General features: G+C 27.5%; 14 protein-coding genes. All 14 read left to right on the top strand.

Features of this window, described 5'->3' with window-relative positions; translation table 11 throughout:
- The first annotated feature begins 1 nt into the window (after position 1).
- The 14 genes from tyrS to speA all read left to right on the top strand — a co-directional run bounded on the left by tyrS (position 2) and on the right by speA (position 15,711).
- Complete coding sequence (gene tyrS, locus KJR01_RS05055; RefSeq protein WP_214117574.1) at positions 2-1,207, top strand: tyrosine--tRNA ligase; 1,206 nt, start codon at positions 2-4, stop codon at positions 1,205-1,207.
- Positions 1,208-1,209: 2 nt separating this feature from the next.
- Positions 1,210-2,310, top strand: coding sequence for a nitronate monooxygenase (locus tag KJR01_RS05050; protein WP_214117573.1), 1,101 nt, complete (start codon positions 1,210-1,212; stop codon positions 2,308-2,310).
- Complete coding sequence (locus KJR01_RS05045; RefSeq protein ID WP_214117572.1) at positions 2,303-4,267, top strand: N-acetylmuramoyl-L-alanine amidase family protein; 1,965 nt, start codon at positions 2,303-2,305, stop codon at positions 4,265-4,267. The genes KJR01_RS05050 and KJR01_RS05045 overlap by 8 nt, the downstream gene beginning before the upstream one ends.
- Positions 4,268-4,276: 9 nt before the next feature.
- The gene (gene mnmC, locus KJR01_RS05040) at positions 4,277-6,073 is read left to right on the top strand and encodes a bifunctional tRNA (5-methylaminomethyl-2-thiouridine)(34)-methyltransferase MnmC2/FAD-dependent 5-carboxymethylaminomethyl-2-thiouridine(34) oxidoreductase MnmC1 (protein WP_214117571.1); all 1,797 of its coding nucleotides are present in this window, start codon (positions 4,277-4,279) and stop codon (positions 6,071-6,073) included.
- 211 nt (positions 6,074-6,284) lie between these two features.
- Positions 6,285-7,337, top strand: coding sequence for an ankyrin repeat domain-containing protein (locus KJR01_RS05035; RefSeq protein ID WP_214117570.1), 1,053 nt, complete (start codon positions 6,285-6,287; stop codon positions 7,335-7,337).
- Positions 7,334-8,083 carry an SDR family NAD(P)-dependent oxidoreductase gene (locus tag KJR01_RS05030; RefSeq protein WP_214117569.1) on the top strand — a complete coding sequence of 250 codons (750 nt, stop codon included), beginning with the start codon at positions 7,334-7,336 and terminating at the stop codon, positions 8,081-8,083. Before KJR01_RS05035 ends, KJR01_RS05030 begins: the two co-directional genes overlap by 4 nt.
- The gene (murA, locus tag KJR01_RS05025) at positions 8,080-9,333 is read left to right on the top strand and encodes a UDP-N-acetylglucosamine 1-carboxyvinyltransferase (protein WP_214117568.1); all 1,254 of its coding nucleotides are present in this window, start codon (positions 8,080-8,082) and stop codon (positions 9,331-9,333) included. The genes KJR01_RS05030 and murA overlap by 4 nt, the downstream gene beginning before the upstream one ends.
- A complete protein-coding gene (locus KJR01_RS05020) occupies positions 9,330-10,496 on the top strand; it encodes a molybdopterin molybdotransferase MoeA (protein WP_214117567.1) in 1,167 nt (388 codons plus the stop codon). The genes murA and KJR01_RS05020 overlap by 4 nt, the downstream gene beginning before the upstream one ends.
- Positions 10,480-11,088, top strand: a complete 609-nt coding sequence (flgA, locus tag KJR01_RS05015; protein ID WP_214117566.1) for a flagellar basal body P-ring formation chaperone FlgA — start codon at positions 10,480-10,482, stop codon at positions 11,086-11,088. The genes KJR01_RS05020 and flgA overlap by 17 nt, the downstream gene beginning before the upstream one ends.
- Positions 11,085-11,627 (top strand): UbiX family flavin prenyltransferase, encoded by a 543-nt coding sequence (locus KJR01_RS05010; RefSeq protein WP_214117565.1) that lies wholly within the window; start codon positions 11,085-11,087, stop codon positions 11,625-11,627. The genes flgA and KJR01_RS05010 overlap by 4 nt, the downstream gene beginning before the upstream one ends.
- Entirely contained in the window at positions 11,624-12,085 is a 462-nt protein-coding gene (gene coaD, locus KJR01_RS05005) for a pantetheine-phosphate adenylyltransferase (RefSeq protein WP_214117564.1), read from the top strand. The genes KJR01_RS05010 and coaD overlap by 4 nt, the downstream gene beginning before the upstream one ends.
- Complete coding sequence (tmk, locus tag KJR01_RS05000; RefSeq protein WP_214117563.1) at positions 12,082-12,666, top strand: dTMP kinase; 585 nt, start codon at positions 12,082-12,084, stop codon at positions 12,664-12,666. The genes coaD and tmk overlap by 4 nt, the downstream gene beginning before the upstream one ends.
- A complete protein-coding gene (gene hisS, locus KJR01_RS04995; RefSeq protein ID WP_214117562.1) occupies positions 12,650-13,894 on the top strand; it encodes a histidine--tRNA ligase in 1,245 nt (414 codons plus the stop codon). The genes tmk and hisS overlap by 17 nt, the downstream gene beginning before the upstream one ends.
- Entirely contained in the window at positions 13,891-15,711 is a 1,821-nt protein-coding gene (gene speA, locus KJR01_RS04990) for a biosynthetic arginine decarboxylase (protein WP_214117561.1), read from the top strand. Before hisS ends, speA begins: the two co-directional genes overlap by 4 nt.
- Positions 15,712-15,715 lie beyond the last annotated feature (4 nt).

The raw sequence follows: 15,715 nt of genomic DNA, 5'->3' as shown, positions 1-15,715 counted from the left end.
GATGAATTTGAATGAAATTTATAATGATTTAGAACGCGGTGTATCAGAATTTATTGATTTAGAAAAAATTAAGAATTTGATTAAAAATTACTATGAAAAGGGCGAAGTATTTTATGTAAAAGCTGGGTTTGATCCAACTGCACCTGATTTACATTTAGGTCATAGTGTTATTTTAAACAAAATGAGATTTTTACAAAATCATGGTGCTATAGTTCAATTCCTAATAGGAGATTTCACTGCTCAAATAGGTGATCCAACAGGCAAAAGTGCTACTAGAAAACAATTAAGCAAGGAAGAAGTTTTAAAAAATGCAAAAACTTATGAAGAGCAAGTTTTTAAAATTTTAGATAAAGAAAAAACTGAATTAAAATTTAATTCAACTTGGCTTAATGCTTTAGGAGCAGTTGGCATAGTTGAACTTACATCAACTTTTAGTGTAGCTAGAATGCTTGAGAGAGATGATTTTACGAAAAGATTTAAAGAACAAAGCCCTATATCAATTAGCGAATTTTTATACCCACTTTTACAAGGTTATGATAGCGTTGCATTAAAATGTGATATTGAAATGGGTGGAACAGACCAAAAATTTAATTTATTAATGGGTAGAACATTACAAAGAACTTATAATATAGGTAAAGAACAAGGTATTATAATGTTACCGCTTTTAGTAGGTCTTGATGGTGTTAATAAAATGAGTAAGAGTTTGGGTAATTATATCGGAGTTAGTGAAGAACCAAATTCTATGTATGCAAAATTACTTAGTATAAGTGATGAATTAATGAAAGAATATTACAATCTTTTAAGCTTTAAGACAACAAAAGAAATTAATGATATTTTTGACAATATTAAAAACAATACTCTACATCCAAAGGTTGCTAAAGAAAATTTGGCTTTAGAAATAGTTGAGAGATTTTGGGGTAAAGATTTAGCAATTAATGCGAAAAATGAGTTTGATAATATTCATAGTAAAAATGAAATTCCAAGTGATATTGTGGAGTTTAATTTTAATGAAGAACAATGGATTATAAAACTAATGCAAGATACTAATTTGGCAAGTTCAGGTAGTGAAGCAAGAAGAGCTATAAAAGCTAATTCTGTAAGTGTTAATGGAGAAAAAATTAGCGATGAACAACTAAAATTAAGCAATGGTGAATTTATAATTCAAGTTGGAAAAAGAAAATTTGCAAAAGTAATAATAAAAGGATAATAATGAGCTTACCAGAATTAAAAATAAGAAATTTTACATTAAAAGTGCCGGTATTTCAAGGAGGTATGGGACTTGGAATAAGTTGGGATAAATTAGCTGGTAATGTTAGTTTAAATGGAGCTTTAGGTATTATTAGTTCGGTTGGAACTGGGTTTTATGAAAATAGAGCACATATTAACAAAGAACTAAATGGCAAACCTTATGGAAGTGAGAATTTTTATTCTACAAAAGGACTTAATGCTGTAATTACTAATGCTAGAAAAATCTGCAACGACTCACCATTAGGCTGTAATATAATGCACGCGTCAAACGAATATGAAAGAATAGTAAAAGACGCTTGCAATGTCGGTTTTAATGCAATTATTAGTGGTGCAGGATTACCTACAAATTTGCCAGAATTTACTAAAGACTTTCCTGATGTTGCATTAATTCCTATTGTATCATCAGCAAAAGCTCTTAAAATAATTTGTAAAAGATGGACTCAAAGATACGATAGATTGCCTGATGCAGTTGTTCTTGAAGGGCCTTTAAGTGGTGGTCATCAAGGATTTACATACGAGCAATGTATAGACCCAAATTACCAATTAGAAAAATTAATTCCTGAAGTAAGAGCTGAACTTAATGAATGGGGAGATAATATTCCTTTAATTGCAGCTGGTGGAATTTGGAATAAAAATGACATTTTAAATGCTATTAGTTTAGGTGCAAATGGGGTTCAAATGGGAACAAGATTTATAGGAACTTATGAATGTGATGCTGCACTTGAATTTAAACAAGTATTATTAGATGCTAAAAAAGAAGATATAGAATTGCTAAAAAGTCCTGTTGGCTATCCTGCTCGTGGTATTAGAACAAATCTTCAAAAAATGATAGAAGAAGGCACTGCTCCTAAAATTTCTTGTATAGCAAATTGTGTTGCACCATGTGAACGTGGTAGGGGCGCTAAAAAGGTAGGATATTGTATTGCCGAAAGACTTTATGATGCTTATAGTGGAAAAAAGGAAAGTGGATTATTTTTTACAGGTGCTAATGGATATAGATTAAATAAGTTAATTAGTGTTAAAGAGTTGATTGAAAAATTAGTTAATGGTGAAGATGAATAAAATCTTACTATTATTACTAAGCGTTGTTTTGTTTGCTAGTAGTTTAAATGAAGAATTTGTTAATTTTGATAAGAGTTTTTTATTATCTAGCAAAACAGAACAATTAGCAATTCATCAGAGATTAAAAACTATATATATTAAAAGTATAATTTCTGATGATATTGATACCAAAAAAGAAGTTTTAAAAAGAATTATTTTAAGTTCAAAAACATTAAAACTTGATTCATCTACATATCAAAAAGAATTACAAGATTTAGGTATTAATCCTAATAAGATTTCATTTAATAACATAAATAATACTGATGCAAAAAAGACTAAAGATATAGCTAAAGAGCAAAAATCAATTAATACTCAAAATACCAAAACACAAAATACTAAAACTACAACAAATACTTTAAATTCTAAAAATATAAATAGTCAAAATAAGCCAGAAACAAAACAAGAAGAAGTAAAAAAAACTTATATAACTAAAATTAATAAGGCAAATAATACAATAGAAATATCATTAAAAGGAGATTTTGATAATAATATAAAAAGTATTATCTATAATACAAAAGAATTAAAAAATAAAATATTGGAATTTAATGCTGCTTTAGATATAGGAAAACAAAATTTCATAGATAAAAATTATGAAGTAAGTTTGGTTCAATTTAATCCGGAAAAAGTAAGATTTGTATTAAGGTCAAAATCTGATTTGAAATTAGATTATAAGATTGATAATAATGTTTTACTTATTACTATAGATGGTAATTTGCAAGAGCAAAATAAGCAAGAAAATACTACTCAAATAAAAAAATCTTTAGTTGAAGATAAAAAAGAATTAGATAATAATACTAAAGTAAATAATAATGTAAAAAATGCTACTACTAACGATAAAAACAAACAAGAAAGTAATATAAATACGAAGCTAGATAGTAATGATAATGCTACAAATAATATTACAAATGATAAAAGCAAAAAACCTATAACAATTACAAAAGCCGTTAAAAAAGATAATGGGGTTTTATTGACTTTAAACAACTCTTTATCAAATGATGATATTAAAACTTTTAGCTATAGCAACAATCAAATTTTAGAATTTGACGCAGTTTTAAATGGTGGTAGGAAAAATTATGATTTTAAAACATACTCTATTAGTGTTTTACAATTTAATCCTAAAAAGGTAAGAGTGGTTTTATACTCTAAGAATACTAAAAAAATATTTTTTAATATAAATAATAATTCTTTAGAAGTAAGCACTGATGAGATTAGTGAAAAAGTTGAAGTTGGATTTAAAAAATCAAATTTATTAATTACTTTAGACGCAGGTCATGGTGGAAAAGATGTAGGTGCAACTGCTTTTGGCAGATATGAAAAAAACATTACTCTATCAATAGTTCTAAAATTAGAAAAAGCTCTAAAAAACAAAGGGTATAAAGTATTTTTAACAAGAAAAAAAGATGTTTATATAAATCTAAGAGATAGAACTAAAATGGCAAATGATAAAAAAAGTGATTTATTTATAAGTATTCACGCAAATTCTATCGGGGATAAGACAAAATTTGATAAAATATATGGAATTGAGACATATTTTCTCTCTCCAGCTAGAAGCGAAAGAAGTAAAAACGCAGCTGCAATAGAAAATAAAAGTGATATTGAAGAGATGAATTATTTTTCTAAACAAACTTTTTTGAATTTTTTAAATAGAGAAAAAATTATTTCATCTAATAAGTTAGCTATTGATATACAAGGTGGTATTTTAAATAATATACCTAAGGGATATTTAAAGCGAGATGGTGGCGTAAAAGAAGCTCCTTTTTGGGTTTTAGTTGGTGCTTTAATGCCTGCTGTTTTGATTGAAGTTGGCTATATATCACATCCTATTGAAGGTAAAAATATCGCAGATAGTGCTTATCAGGATTATTTGGTAAATGGTATTGTAAATGGAATTGAGAGTTATTTTGTTAAAAATAAATAAGGAAGTTTTATGAAAAAGGCGAATTGGATTTTAAAAAATGATGAGATTTTTTCTTTAGATTTTGATGATTTTTATTACAACATAAAAGAACCTTTAAAAGAAAGAAATGGAATTTATATAGATAATGCTTTTAGTAACGCATTTAATAAATTAACTATTTTAGAACTTGGTTTTGGATTGGGTTTAAATTTCTTTTTAAGTGCAAAAAGAGCTATTGATTTAGGCATAAAACTCCATTATGTAGCGATTGAAAATTATTACCAAAGTATTGATGATATAAGATATTTTTGTAATAAATTTGGTATAGAGTTAAATAATAATTTTATTAATGATTACCCACCTTGTAAAGATGGAATTTATAGAATAGAATTTGATGGTGTTGTTCTTGACTTAGTATTTCAAGATGTAAATATTGCTTTAAAAGATTTAGATTTTTTAGCTGATGTTGTATATGCTGATGGTTTTTCTCCTAATAAAAATAAAGAAATGTTTTCTAAAGAGACTTTAAAATATGTCAAAAAGCTATTAAAATTAACTGGTAAATTGGTTAGTTATAGTTCAAATTCTGATTTTAAAAAATCTTTAATTGAATTAGGATTTGAAATACACGATATTAATTTGGGAATAAAAAGAGAAAGCACTCTTGCTATATTAAAACATAAAGATTTGCAAGATGATATAGAAGGATATTTTCATAAAAATTATTTAGAAGTTAATAATATAGCAATTATTGGTGGTGGTATTGCAGGCGCTACAATAGCTTATGAACTATCAAAGTTAGGTAAAACTATTAGTGTATTTGAGCAAAGCCATACTTTAGCAAACGAAGGAAGTGGAAATAAAATAGGGTTATTAACAGCATTAATTCAAAATCCATCAAGTTTGTTAGGAGAATTTAGTCAGTTTTCGTTTTGGCATAGCTCAAAATTTTATAAAAAATTAGGCTATAACCTAGAAGGGATATTAGAGCACGCATATACTGATGAATTAAGAGAAAGATTTAAACTACAAAAGGATAATCCATTAATTAAATTACATTTTGATTTTGCATATTTAAAAGATGGTGGGACATTAGAACCCTGTAAATTAGTTCCTAAAATTTTTGCAAAATCCAATACTAGGATATTTTTAAATTATAAACTAAATAGTTTTAGAGAATTTTATGATAGAGTTGAGCTTGATTTTGATAATAAGACTATGATTTTTGATGCTGTAATATTTGCTAGTGGTGCATATTCTAAAGAAATCTTTAGTAATTTACCATTATCAGTAGTAAGAGGTCAGGCAACTTGGCTAAAAAATAAAATTAAATATAAGCACCCAATTAGCTCAAAAGCTTATATAACTGGAGCAAAAGATGGGATTATTTTATTAGGTGCTACTTATGATAGAAACTTAATTGCTGAAGCAAGTAGAGAGTATGATGATATTAATATAAATAATTTTAAAGAAATTTTTAAAGCTGATTTTAGTGATTTGGTAATAGGTAATAGGGTTGGTTATAGAAGTTATTCTTCAGATAGATTTCCTATTGTTGGAGCTTATTTTAATGAAGAAAAATATAAAAATCTTTATAAATCTTTACAATTTGATAAACATAAACCGCAAGTAAATTCTCCAAGAAGTAGGATTTTTATAAATACAGCTCATGGTTCAAGGGGTTTATCTAGTGCGATAACATCTGCAAGATTAATTGCTAGTTATTTTAACAACACACCTAGCGGAATGTTTAAAAGATACGAACACGCACTTCATCCTGCTAGATTTTTAATAAGGGATTTAAAAAAAGGCTTAGTTAAAGATTAGGAATTTAAATTCCTAATTTTGCTATCAAAAACTAATAACAATTCAATATTAATTTCTTTAAAAAAGCGTAATTTTTATATTTTAGTATTAAGAATATATATTGATTTAGCACAAACTTAATTATATTTTTTATTTAAAACTAGTGCGAAAAAATACCAAATAATTATTTAAAAATGTTAAAGTTAGGGCTATTAAATTATCAGGATTTGTATTGAAAAAGATTGTATTTTTATTAATTAGTGCTTTTGTTTTTTCAAAGGAATTAAGTGATGAAAAGTTATTTAAATTAGCCGAGACAATTAGCGGAAGAAATGTTGAGTGTAACGGACATGATTATTTTGTAAATTTAAATAATTATATAGATGAGCTAAATAAAGCTTATAATGATAAAAATATTTATCAAAATCCTATAAAAGATTATGATAAATATTATGATTATTTTCAATATTGGGCTTATCAAAGCATTGGCAATAAAAGATTATTTGATGAGTTTAATAATGAAATAAATAATTTTTGTAGCAATAACAAGGAGCATTTTATAAAGCTTTCTTCTAAAAATTATCAAAAATCTTGTGAGAATTTCACTCAAAGGCTAGGAATGAGAGCTTTTGGCTCTATTAATAAATTTATTAAGCTTGATGATATTTATATTGAATTTTTAAAGATAGAAAATCCAGAAGATAGCATTGCATATCTTAACGAAATTAGCCCAAATTATTATCAGTTAGATTTTTTATTAAAAATAGCTTTATTAGCTAAAAAAGATATGAAAATAATAGAGTTTTTAGCTAAAAATAATACAAATATTAATTCAGGTTATGAGAGTGCGATTTTTTATGCACTTGATTATTATGAAGCATTAGAATATTTATTAGAAAACAAAGCTAATGTTAATTATGTAAATGCTCTTGGTAAAAGTGCGATTTTTTATGCAGTTGAAATCAGCGATATTAAAACTATAAAATTACTTATAAAATATGGGGCTAATCTTAATTTACAACAAATTGATAGTGAAGAAGAGCTAAAAACAAATCTTCCTTATTATATTTCTTTTTGCTCTTACATTCATCCTGCAAAGACTTTAGTAATACACGCAGCGTCTTTAGCGAATTTAAATACCTTAAAATTGCTTATAGAAAATAAGGCTGATTATACGATAAGCGATAATTTTGGATTAAATGCACTAGATTATGCGATGATTTATAACAATAAAGAAAATATTGAGTATTTAAAAAAATTAGGATTAAAGGAGAAAGAACAATGAAAACAGCGTTTGTAACAGGTGCTAGTAGTGGTTTTGGAAAAGCGATTGCTAAAAGACTTTTAAAGAATAATTATAAAGTAGTAGTTCTTGCAAGACGCAAGGAAAAATTATTAGAATTTGAAAATGAATTTAAAAATAATGTATATATAGCAGAAGCTGATGTAAGAGATATAAATGCTTTAAAAAATGTTGTAAATAATTTGCCTAATGATTTTAATAAAATTGATGTTTTAGTTAATTCAGCAGGATTAGCATTAGGTTTAGGAGAGTTTTATAAATTAGATTTAGCAGATATTGAAACTATGGTTGATACTAATATAAAAGGGCTTTTATATGTAACTCATTTGATTTTACCAAGAATGCTTGAAAACGGCGGACACATATTTAATTTTGGTTCAGTTGCTGCTAATAATCCTTATTTTGGTGGTAATGTATATGCAGGAACTAAAGCTTTTGTGGGTCAATTTAGTCACGCATTAAGAAATGATGTAAGAAAAAATAATATAAAAATTACTGATATTGCACCAGGATTATGTAAGACAGAATTTAGCGAAGTGCGTTTTAAAGGCGATAAAATTGCAGCTGATAAAGTTTATGAAAATACAAAATACCTTGATGCAGAAGATATTGCTGATGCAGTTATTAGTATTATTAATTTAAAAGACCATGTAAATATAAATAGAATAGAATTAATGCCTGTTACTCAAACTTGGGCAGGTTTTCACATACAAAAGGATAATGAATGAAATATTTAAAAATAGAAGGTAACGCAAAATTAAGCGGTAGCGTAGAAATTAGTGGAGCTAAAAATGCAGCTTTACCATTACTTGCTGCTGCTTTACTTATTAAAGGAAAATGCACTTTAACAAATCTTCCTTTAGTATCAGATATTAAGACTATGTTAAGATTGCTTGAGAATTTAGGAGCTACATATGAACTAAATAATCATAGCGTTACAATTGATTCAAGCAATGTATTTAATACAAAAGCACTTTATGATATTGTTCGCAAAATGCGTGCTAGCATATTGGTTTTAGGACCTTTGCTTAGTAGATTTAAAATTTGCGAAGTATCTTTACCAGGTGGCTGTGCTATAGGACAACGCCCAATTGATATGCACTTAAGTGCTTTAGAGAAAATGGGTGCTAATATTGAATTAGTTGATGGCTATGTAAAAGCTAGTGGAGAGTTGGTTGGAGCTAAAATACATTTTGATAAAATTTCTGTTGGTGCTACTGAAAATACAATTTTAGCAGCAGTTTATGCTAAAGGTGTAACTACTATAATAAATGCAGCTTGTGAGCCTGAAATCGTTAATTTATGTGAGTTTTTAGTAAAAGCAGGTGTTAATATAAAAGGTATAGGGACAAATACTATTGAAATCACAGGAGTAACCAAATTAAATACTGATTTTACTTGCGAAATTATTCCTGATAGAATTGAAGCAGGAACATATCTTTGTGCAGGTGCTATTACAAAATCAAATATAGAAGTTAAAAATATAATTCCAGAGCATTTGGGTGCATTATTATCAAAATTTGATGAAATGGGGATTAAATATGAAACTTTAAAAAATAGTATTAAAGTATATTCAAGCGATTATAAAGCAGCAAATATCAAAACTAGCGAATATCCAGGCTTTCCTACTGATATGCAAGCTCAATTTATGGCTTTATGTCTTAAGGCAAATGGAGAAAGTATTATTGATGAAAGATTATTTGAAAATCGTTTTATGCATGTAAGTGAGCTAAATCGTATGGGTGCAAATATCAAGCTAAATGGACATATTGCTAATGTTAAGACTTCTAATTTACAAGGTGCTGAAGTGATGGCAACTGACTTAAGAGCTAGTTCGGCATTAATTTTAGCTGCACTTGCTGCAAATGGGACTACTAATATTCATAGAATTTATCATTTAGAGCGTGGATATGAGAATTTGTGTGAGAAATTAAGTAAATTAGGTGCGAAATTAGTTGAATTAAAGGAAGAAGAATGACAATTAATGAAGCGTTAGAAAATATAAAATCACTTAATCACACTCAAAGCACCGAAATTATTAATTTATTTGATGCAAAAGGAAGAGTTTTAGCGAATGATTTTTATGCTAAATGTAACGCTCCTTTATTTACAAATTCTGCAATGGATGGCTATGCTTTAAAGGCTAGTGAGTTTAAAAATGGTCTTAAAGTTTTAAAGACTATTTTTGCAGGAGATATGAGTGAATGCGAGATTAAAAGTGGCGAATGTGTAAAGATTATGACAGGTGCAAGAGTGCCAAAGGGTGCTGATAGTGTTTTAATGGTTGAAAACTCTATTATTAAAGATGATTTAATGTATGCTACAAGTGATAATTTAAAAGTAGGTGAAGCTATAAGATATGAAGGCGAAGAATACAAAAAAGGCGAATTAATTATCAAAAAAGGCGTAATTACTGATGAAATTATTATGATTTTAGCTAGTAATGGAGTTTTTAATATTGAAGTTATTAAAGAAATAAAAGTTGGTATTTTTGCAAGTGGTCTTGAGATTATTGAGCCTTATTCAAATGGATTTGGTGTTTATAATTCTAATGCTTATGGAATTTATTCTGCTTTTAAGAGTTTTTCTAAACCTTATTATTTAGGGGTTTTAAAAGATGAATATGAGTTTGTTTTAAATTCTTTAAAAGGTGCTTTAGATAATTTTGATTTAGTTGTAAGTATCGGAGCTGCAAGTGTAGGTGATGCTGACTTTATCAAAAAAGCTTTAGATGAGCTAGGTTTTAAGCCTATTTTTACTAAGGTAAAAATGAAACCTGCAGGTCCTGTTAGCTTATATTTTAAAGATAATAAATATATTTTGGTTTTACCGGGTAATCCTATGAGCGCTTATATTGGGGCCTTAATTTATGCAAGAGCTTTAATTTATAAAATGCAAGGAATTGTATATGAAAAGCCAAGTTTTTTATATCCTATATCAATGGATTTAAAAATTAAAAATAATAAAGAAAATGTAGTTATTGGAAATATTATAAATGACACTTTTGTTCCGTTTAATAATGCAAAACTTAGTAGCGGACAAATTACTCCATTAAATAAATGCACTCATTACATAATTTGTCCTATTAATTGTGATATTAAACAAAACGATAAAGTAAGAGTTTATGAACAAAGTATTTAGTTTATTTGTATTAAGTGGTGTTTTGTTTGCTAATAATTTAAGCGATGAATTATTAAAACATTGGAAAAAACAAGATGAATTTTTAGAAATAAAAAGCCTTAGTTTTAATCCTAATATTAATAATTGCAAAATTATTACATATCCAAATCTTAGCAAACAAGGATTTTTTAAAGCAAATTGCAATGATAAAGATATGCAAATATCTTTTAAATTACAAGCTCTTACTAAGGTTTATATTTTAAAAAAAGATGTCTTAAAAGATGAAGAAATAGGGCTATTTGATTTAAAAAGTGAAAAAATTGATTTTTCAAAATTGCCTTATAATGCTTTAAGAACACTTGATAATAGTATTAAGTTTAAAAGCAAAGTAAGAGCAGGTAGTGTTATAAAAACCTCTATGTTAATGCCAAATTATTTAATTAATAAAGATGATAGTGTAGTTGGTATTTTAGATGATGGAGATTTGAGTGTGTTTGTTGATTTAATAGCCTTGCAAAGTGGAGTAAAAGGTCAAAGAATTCGCCTTAAAAACACTCAAGGACACAATCTAACTGGCGAAATAATTAATGAAAAACAGGTCTTAATAAAATGAGATTTTTAGTAGCGATTAATGGAGCTAGTGGAGTTAATTTGGCTTTAAAATTAGCTAAGGTATTAAGCAAAGAAAATGAAGTGTATTTAATCCTTAGTAAAGGTGCTTTAAAGGTTTTAAAAGAAGAAAATAATAAAAAATTAAAAAAATACATTAAAAATACAAATATTACTCTTTTAAAAAATGATGATTTAGCTGCACCTGTATCAAGTGGGAGTTTTAAGCTTGATGCGGCGTTTTATTATGCTAGTAGTGATTTTTTAGCAAAGGCTAGTTATGGTTTTAGTGATACTTTAATTTTAAGAAGTTTTGCCGTAAATCTTAAAGAAAATAGAAAAATCATAATAGCTCCAAGAGAAATGCCATTAAATGAATTAATGCTTAAAAATATTTTAAAATTAAATAAATTAGGCTGTATAATAGCCCCTGCAATTTACGCTAAATATTCTAAGAGTTCTTTTAAAGAATTTGTAATAGGTAAATGGTGTGATTTGCTTGGAGTTGAATATAAAAAATTTAAAAGATGGAAAAGCGAATGAAAAAAGCAATTTATCCAGGCACATTTGATCCGATAACAAATGGGCATTTAGATGTAATAAAAAGGGCTTTAAAAATTTTTGATAAATTAATAATAGCAGTTGCTAAAAATGATAAAAAAAAGCCTGATTATGATTTAGAAACTAGGATTAATTTAGTAAAAAATGCAACAAGTGGATTAAATGTAGAAGTAATAAGGTTTGACAATTTATTAGTAGATTTTGCAAAAGAGCAAAAAATATATACCATTGTAAGGGGTTTAAGGGCTGTGAGTGATTTTGAATACGAGTTACAAATGCACTATGCAAATGCTGAATTAAACGAAGAAATTGACACTATTTATTTAATGCCAAGCCTTAAAAATGCCTTTATTTCAAGCTCAATTGTAAGAAGCATTAAAGCTCATGGTGGAGATATTTCAAAATTAGTTCCATCTAGTATTTTAAAGGATTTAAAATGAATTATTACGCTTTTGAAGGAATTGACACTCTAGGCAAAAGCACTCAAATTAAGCTTTTACAAGAATTACCAAATTCTTATTTTAAATTCCAGCCGATTTTTGTAAAAGAACCCGGTGAAACTACTTTAGGAATAAAATTAAGAGAATTGATTTTAAATGAAGAAATGAGTAAAAAGGCTAGAATGTTTTTATTTTTAGCTGATAGGGCTGAATTATTTTCAAAAATTGATTTTACTAAAGAATTTATTATAGCTGATAGGAGCTTGTTTTCTCATTTAGCTTATGAAGTTGATAGTGATTACAAACAATTATTGGATTTTAATTTATTTGCAACTAATAATGTTTTACCTAATCATATAATATTTTTTAAAGGCAGTAAGGAATTATTAGAAAGTAGATTAAATAATAAAAGCCTTGATAAAATAGAGCAAAAAGGCGTAGAATATTTTTTAAAAGTTCAAGAAAATTATGAAGCGATTTTTAAGGCTTTAAATTTAAAAGTTTTTACAATAGATGCAAGTCTTAGTATAGATAAAATAAATACAATGATTAAGGAGTATATAAATGATACATGCAATTAAAGGAATGAATGATTTATTAGATGATGATGCGTTAATTTACGAAAAGATTATAAAAACTTGTGAAGAAGTAGCAAAAACTTATGGTTATAGCTATATTGAAGTGCCACATTTAGAAGTTACTCCGCTTTTTAAAAGAAGCGTAGGAGAAAGTAGCGATATAGTTGGTAAAGAAATGTATGAGTTTTTAGATAAAAGCGGGGATAGTGTATGTCTTAGACCTGAAGGAACTGCTGGGGTTGTAAGAGCTTTTATTGAACATAAGATGGATAAAGCTGGAGTTGTTAAAAGATGGTTTTATCACGGCTCAATGTTTCGCTATGAAAAACCACAAAGAGGTCGTTATAGAGAATTTCATCAATTTGGCTTAGAGTGTTTTAATATAGCTAATGTTTATGAAGACGCTAGTGTGATTATGATACTTGCTAAAATCTTTAAAAAACTTGATATTACTTATACTTTAAAAATCAATTCTTTAGGCTCGCCTGAATGCCTTCAAAACTATAGAAAAGCATTAAGAGAATATATTGCAAACATTGAAAATAGTTCTGGTTTTAAATTCTGTGCTGATTGTGCTAAAAGAATACAAACTAATGTTATTAGAGTATTAGATTGTAAAAATGATGAATGTGCTAAACATTTAACAAACGCTCCTAAATTAAGTGAGTTTTTAGACGATGAGAGTAGGGCTGATTTTATTAAATTACAAGAGATTTTAAAAGATAATGAGATTAGTTTTGTAATTGATGAAAGATTGGTTCGCGGGCTTGATTATTATTCAAAAACAGCATTTGAGTTTGAAAGTAGCGAAATAGGTGCAAAGGCTGCAATAGCTGGTGGTGGAAGATATGATTATTTGGTTGAGTATTTAGGCGGAGCTAAAAGCTATGGCGTTGGATTTGCTATGGGTGTTGAGCGTGTTATGGATATTTTAAGAAGTAAAAATATAGAGCAAAAATTACAAAATACTTATTTTTGTATATTAGATGAAGAATTATTGCCAATTGCTTATAAATTAGTTGATAATTTAAGAGAAAACGGAAAAACAATTAATCTAAATTACGAAGCAAAAAAATTAGCAAAACATTTAAATATAGCAAATAAACAAAACTATAAATACTTTATTGCAATTGGTAGTGATGAAGCTAGTAAAAATGAAGTATTTTTTAAAGATTTAGAAAGTGGCGAACAAAAAAGTATAAAATACGATGAATTAAAGGAAATTTTATGAATGATTATGGCATAGATATTTGGGGAGATGATAATTTTATCATTAAAAATGGCAAGGTATGTTTAAAATACGGAAGCGAACCTGCCATTATTGATATAGTAAATACTCTTTTAGATGATGGATATAAAGGTCCTATAATTTTAAGATTTAATCATTTGATTAAAAAACAAATAGAACAAATCTATATAAATTTTAATAATGCCATTAAAGAATTTGATTATCGTGGTAGTTTTAATGCTGTTTATCCACTAAAAGTCAATCAATTTCCTGGTTTTGTAAAAAGTCTTGTAAAACTTGGTAAAAATCTAAATTATGGTCTTGAAGCTGGTAGTAAAGGAGAATTATTATTAGCTATGGCTTATAACAACGAAAATGCTCCAATAACTGTTAATGGCTTTAAAGATAAAGAACTAATAACAATGGGCTTTATTGCTGCTGAAATGGGGCATAATATAACTTTAACTATTGAAGGTATTAATGAGCTTGAAGTAATTATCAAAACAGCAAAAGAGCGTTTTGGGATAAAACCAAAAATCGGTCTTAGAGTAAGGCTACATTCTTTAGGTAGTGGCACTTGGGCTAAAAGTGGTGGGATTAATTCAAAATTTGGTCTAACATCAACTGAATTAATAGAAGCAGTAGGGCTTTTAAAAGAAAATGATTTATTAGATTGTTTTACTATGATACATTTTCATATAGGCTCACAAATTAATGAAATACATCCTTTAAAAAAAGCTTTAAGCGAAGCAGGAAATATTTATTTTGAATTACGCAAAATGGGTGCAAATAACCTTGAAAATATTGATATTGGTGGTGGTTTAGCAATTGAGTATTCACAATTTCAAAAGACTTCTCAAAGAAACTATACTTTAAGCGAATATGCAAATGATATTGTATTTATTCTAAAAACTCTTGCAGCACAAAAACAAGAAATAGAGCCAAATATTTATATAGAAAGTGGTCGTTTTGTAAGCGGTTCTCACGCAGTATTAGTAGCACCTGTTCTTGAACTATTTTCTCAAGAATATTCAGAAAGCAAAATGCAGTTAAAAGAAAAAAACCCGCAATTAATAGATGAATTATGCGATTTATACAAAAATATAAAGCCAAGCAATGCAGTAGAATATATGCACGATAGTTATGACCATTTAGATAGTATTTTAACCTTATTTGACTTAGGATATGTAGATTTACAAGACCGCTCAAATGCCGAAATATTGGTTCATCTAATAGGTAAAAAAGCAGTTTCTATGCTAAGTCCAAAACATTTATTAAGAACTCAAAAAGAAGTTCAAGAAAGATATTTGGTCAATTTTTCAATGTTTCAAAGTTTGCCAGATTTTTGGGGCTTAGGGCAAGAATTTCCTATAATGCCACTTGATAGATTAGATACTCAACCAACAAGATCAGCTAGTATTTGGGATATAACTTGTGATAGTGATGGAGAAATATCGTTTGATGCTGCTAAGCGCCCTTTATTTTTACACGATGTTGATGTAGAGCAAGAAGATTATTTCTTAGGATTTTTCTTAGTTGGTGCTTATCAAGAAGTATTAGGAATGAAGCATAATTTATTTACCCATCCAACTCAAGTTAGTATTGATATTGATGATAAAGGTTATGAGATTGAAAGCATTATTGAAAGTCAATCAATTAGGGATATTTTAGAAGATTTAGACTACGATATTCGTGAAATTGATGAAAAAATTCAAGATAAAATAAATTCTTCGGAATTAATAAATGAAAAAACTAAAAAACATATTTTAGGTGAGCTTTTCATATTTATGCACGATAATGGATATTTAAAGAAAATTTAAAAGG

This window comes from Campylobacter sp. 2018MI10 (genome assembly GCF_018501175.1).
In the GTDB taxonomy this organism is placed as follows: domain Bacteria; phylum Campylobacterota; class Campylobacteria; order Campylobacterales; family Campylobacteraceae; genus Campylobacter_E.
This window is presented reverse-complemented; position numbering and strand designations above follow the sequence as displayed.

Bases quoted from the DNA above. Each gene is read 5' to 3' on its own strand.
- KJR01_RS05045 (WP_214117572.1), top strand. From the start codon at position 2,303: ATGAATAAAATCTTACTATTATTACTAAGCGTTGTTTTGTTTGCTAGT.
- KJR01_RS05030 (WP_214117569.1), top strand. From the start codon at position 7,334: ATGAAAACAGCGTTTGTAACAGGTGCTAGTAGTGGTTTTGGAAAAGCG.
- flgA (WP_214117566.1), top strand. From the start codon at position 10,480: ATGAACAAAGTATTTAGTTTATTTGTATTAAGTGGTGTTTTGTTTGCT.
- mnmC (WP_214117571.1), top strand. From the start codon at position 4,277: ATGAAAAAGGCGAATTGGATTTTAAAAAATGATGAGATTTTTTCTTTA.
- hisS (WP_214117562.1), top strand. From the start codon at position 12,650: ATGATACATGCAATTAAAGGAATGAATGATTTATTAGATGATGATGCG.
- speA (WP_214117561.1), top strand. From the start codon at position 13,891: ATGAATGATTATGGCATAGATATTTGGGGAGATGATAATTTTATCATT.
- KJR01_RS05010 (WP_214117565.1), top strand. From the start codon at position 11,085: ATGAGATTTTTAGTAGCGATTAATGGAGCTAGTGGAGTTAATTTGGCT.
- murA (WP_214117568.1), top strand. From the start codon at position 8,080: ATGAAATATTTAAAAATAGAAGGTAACGCAAAATTAAGCGGTAGCGTA.
- KJR01_RS05050 (WP_214117573.1), top strand. From the start codon at position 1,210: ATGAGCTTACCAGAATTAAAAATAAGAAATTTTACATTAAAAGTGCCG.
- KJR01_RS05020 (WP_214117567.1), top strand. From the start codon at position 9,330: ATGACAATTAATGAAGCGTTAGAAAATATAAAATCACTTAATCACACT.
- coaD (WP_214117564.1), top strand. From the start codon at position 11,624: ATGAAAAAAGCAATTTATCCAGGCACATTTGATCCGATAACAAATGGG.
- tmk (WP_214117563.1), top strand. From the start codon at position 12,082: ATGAATTATTACGCTTTTGAAGGAATTGACACTCTAGGCAAAAGCACT.
- tyrS (WP_214117574.1), top strand. From the start codon at position 2: ATGAATTTGAATGAAATTTATAATGATTTAGAACGCGGTGTATCAGAA.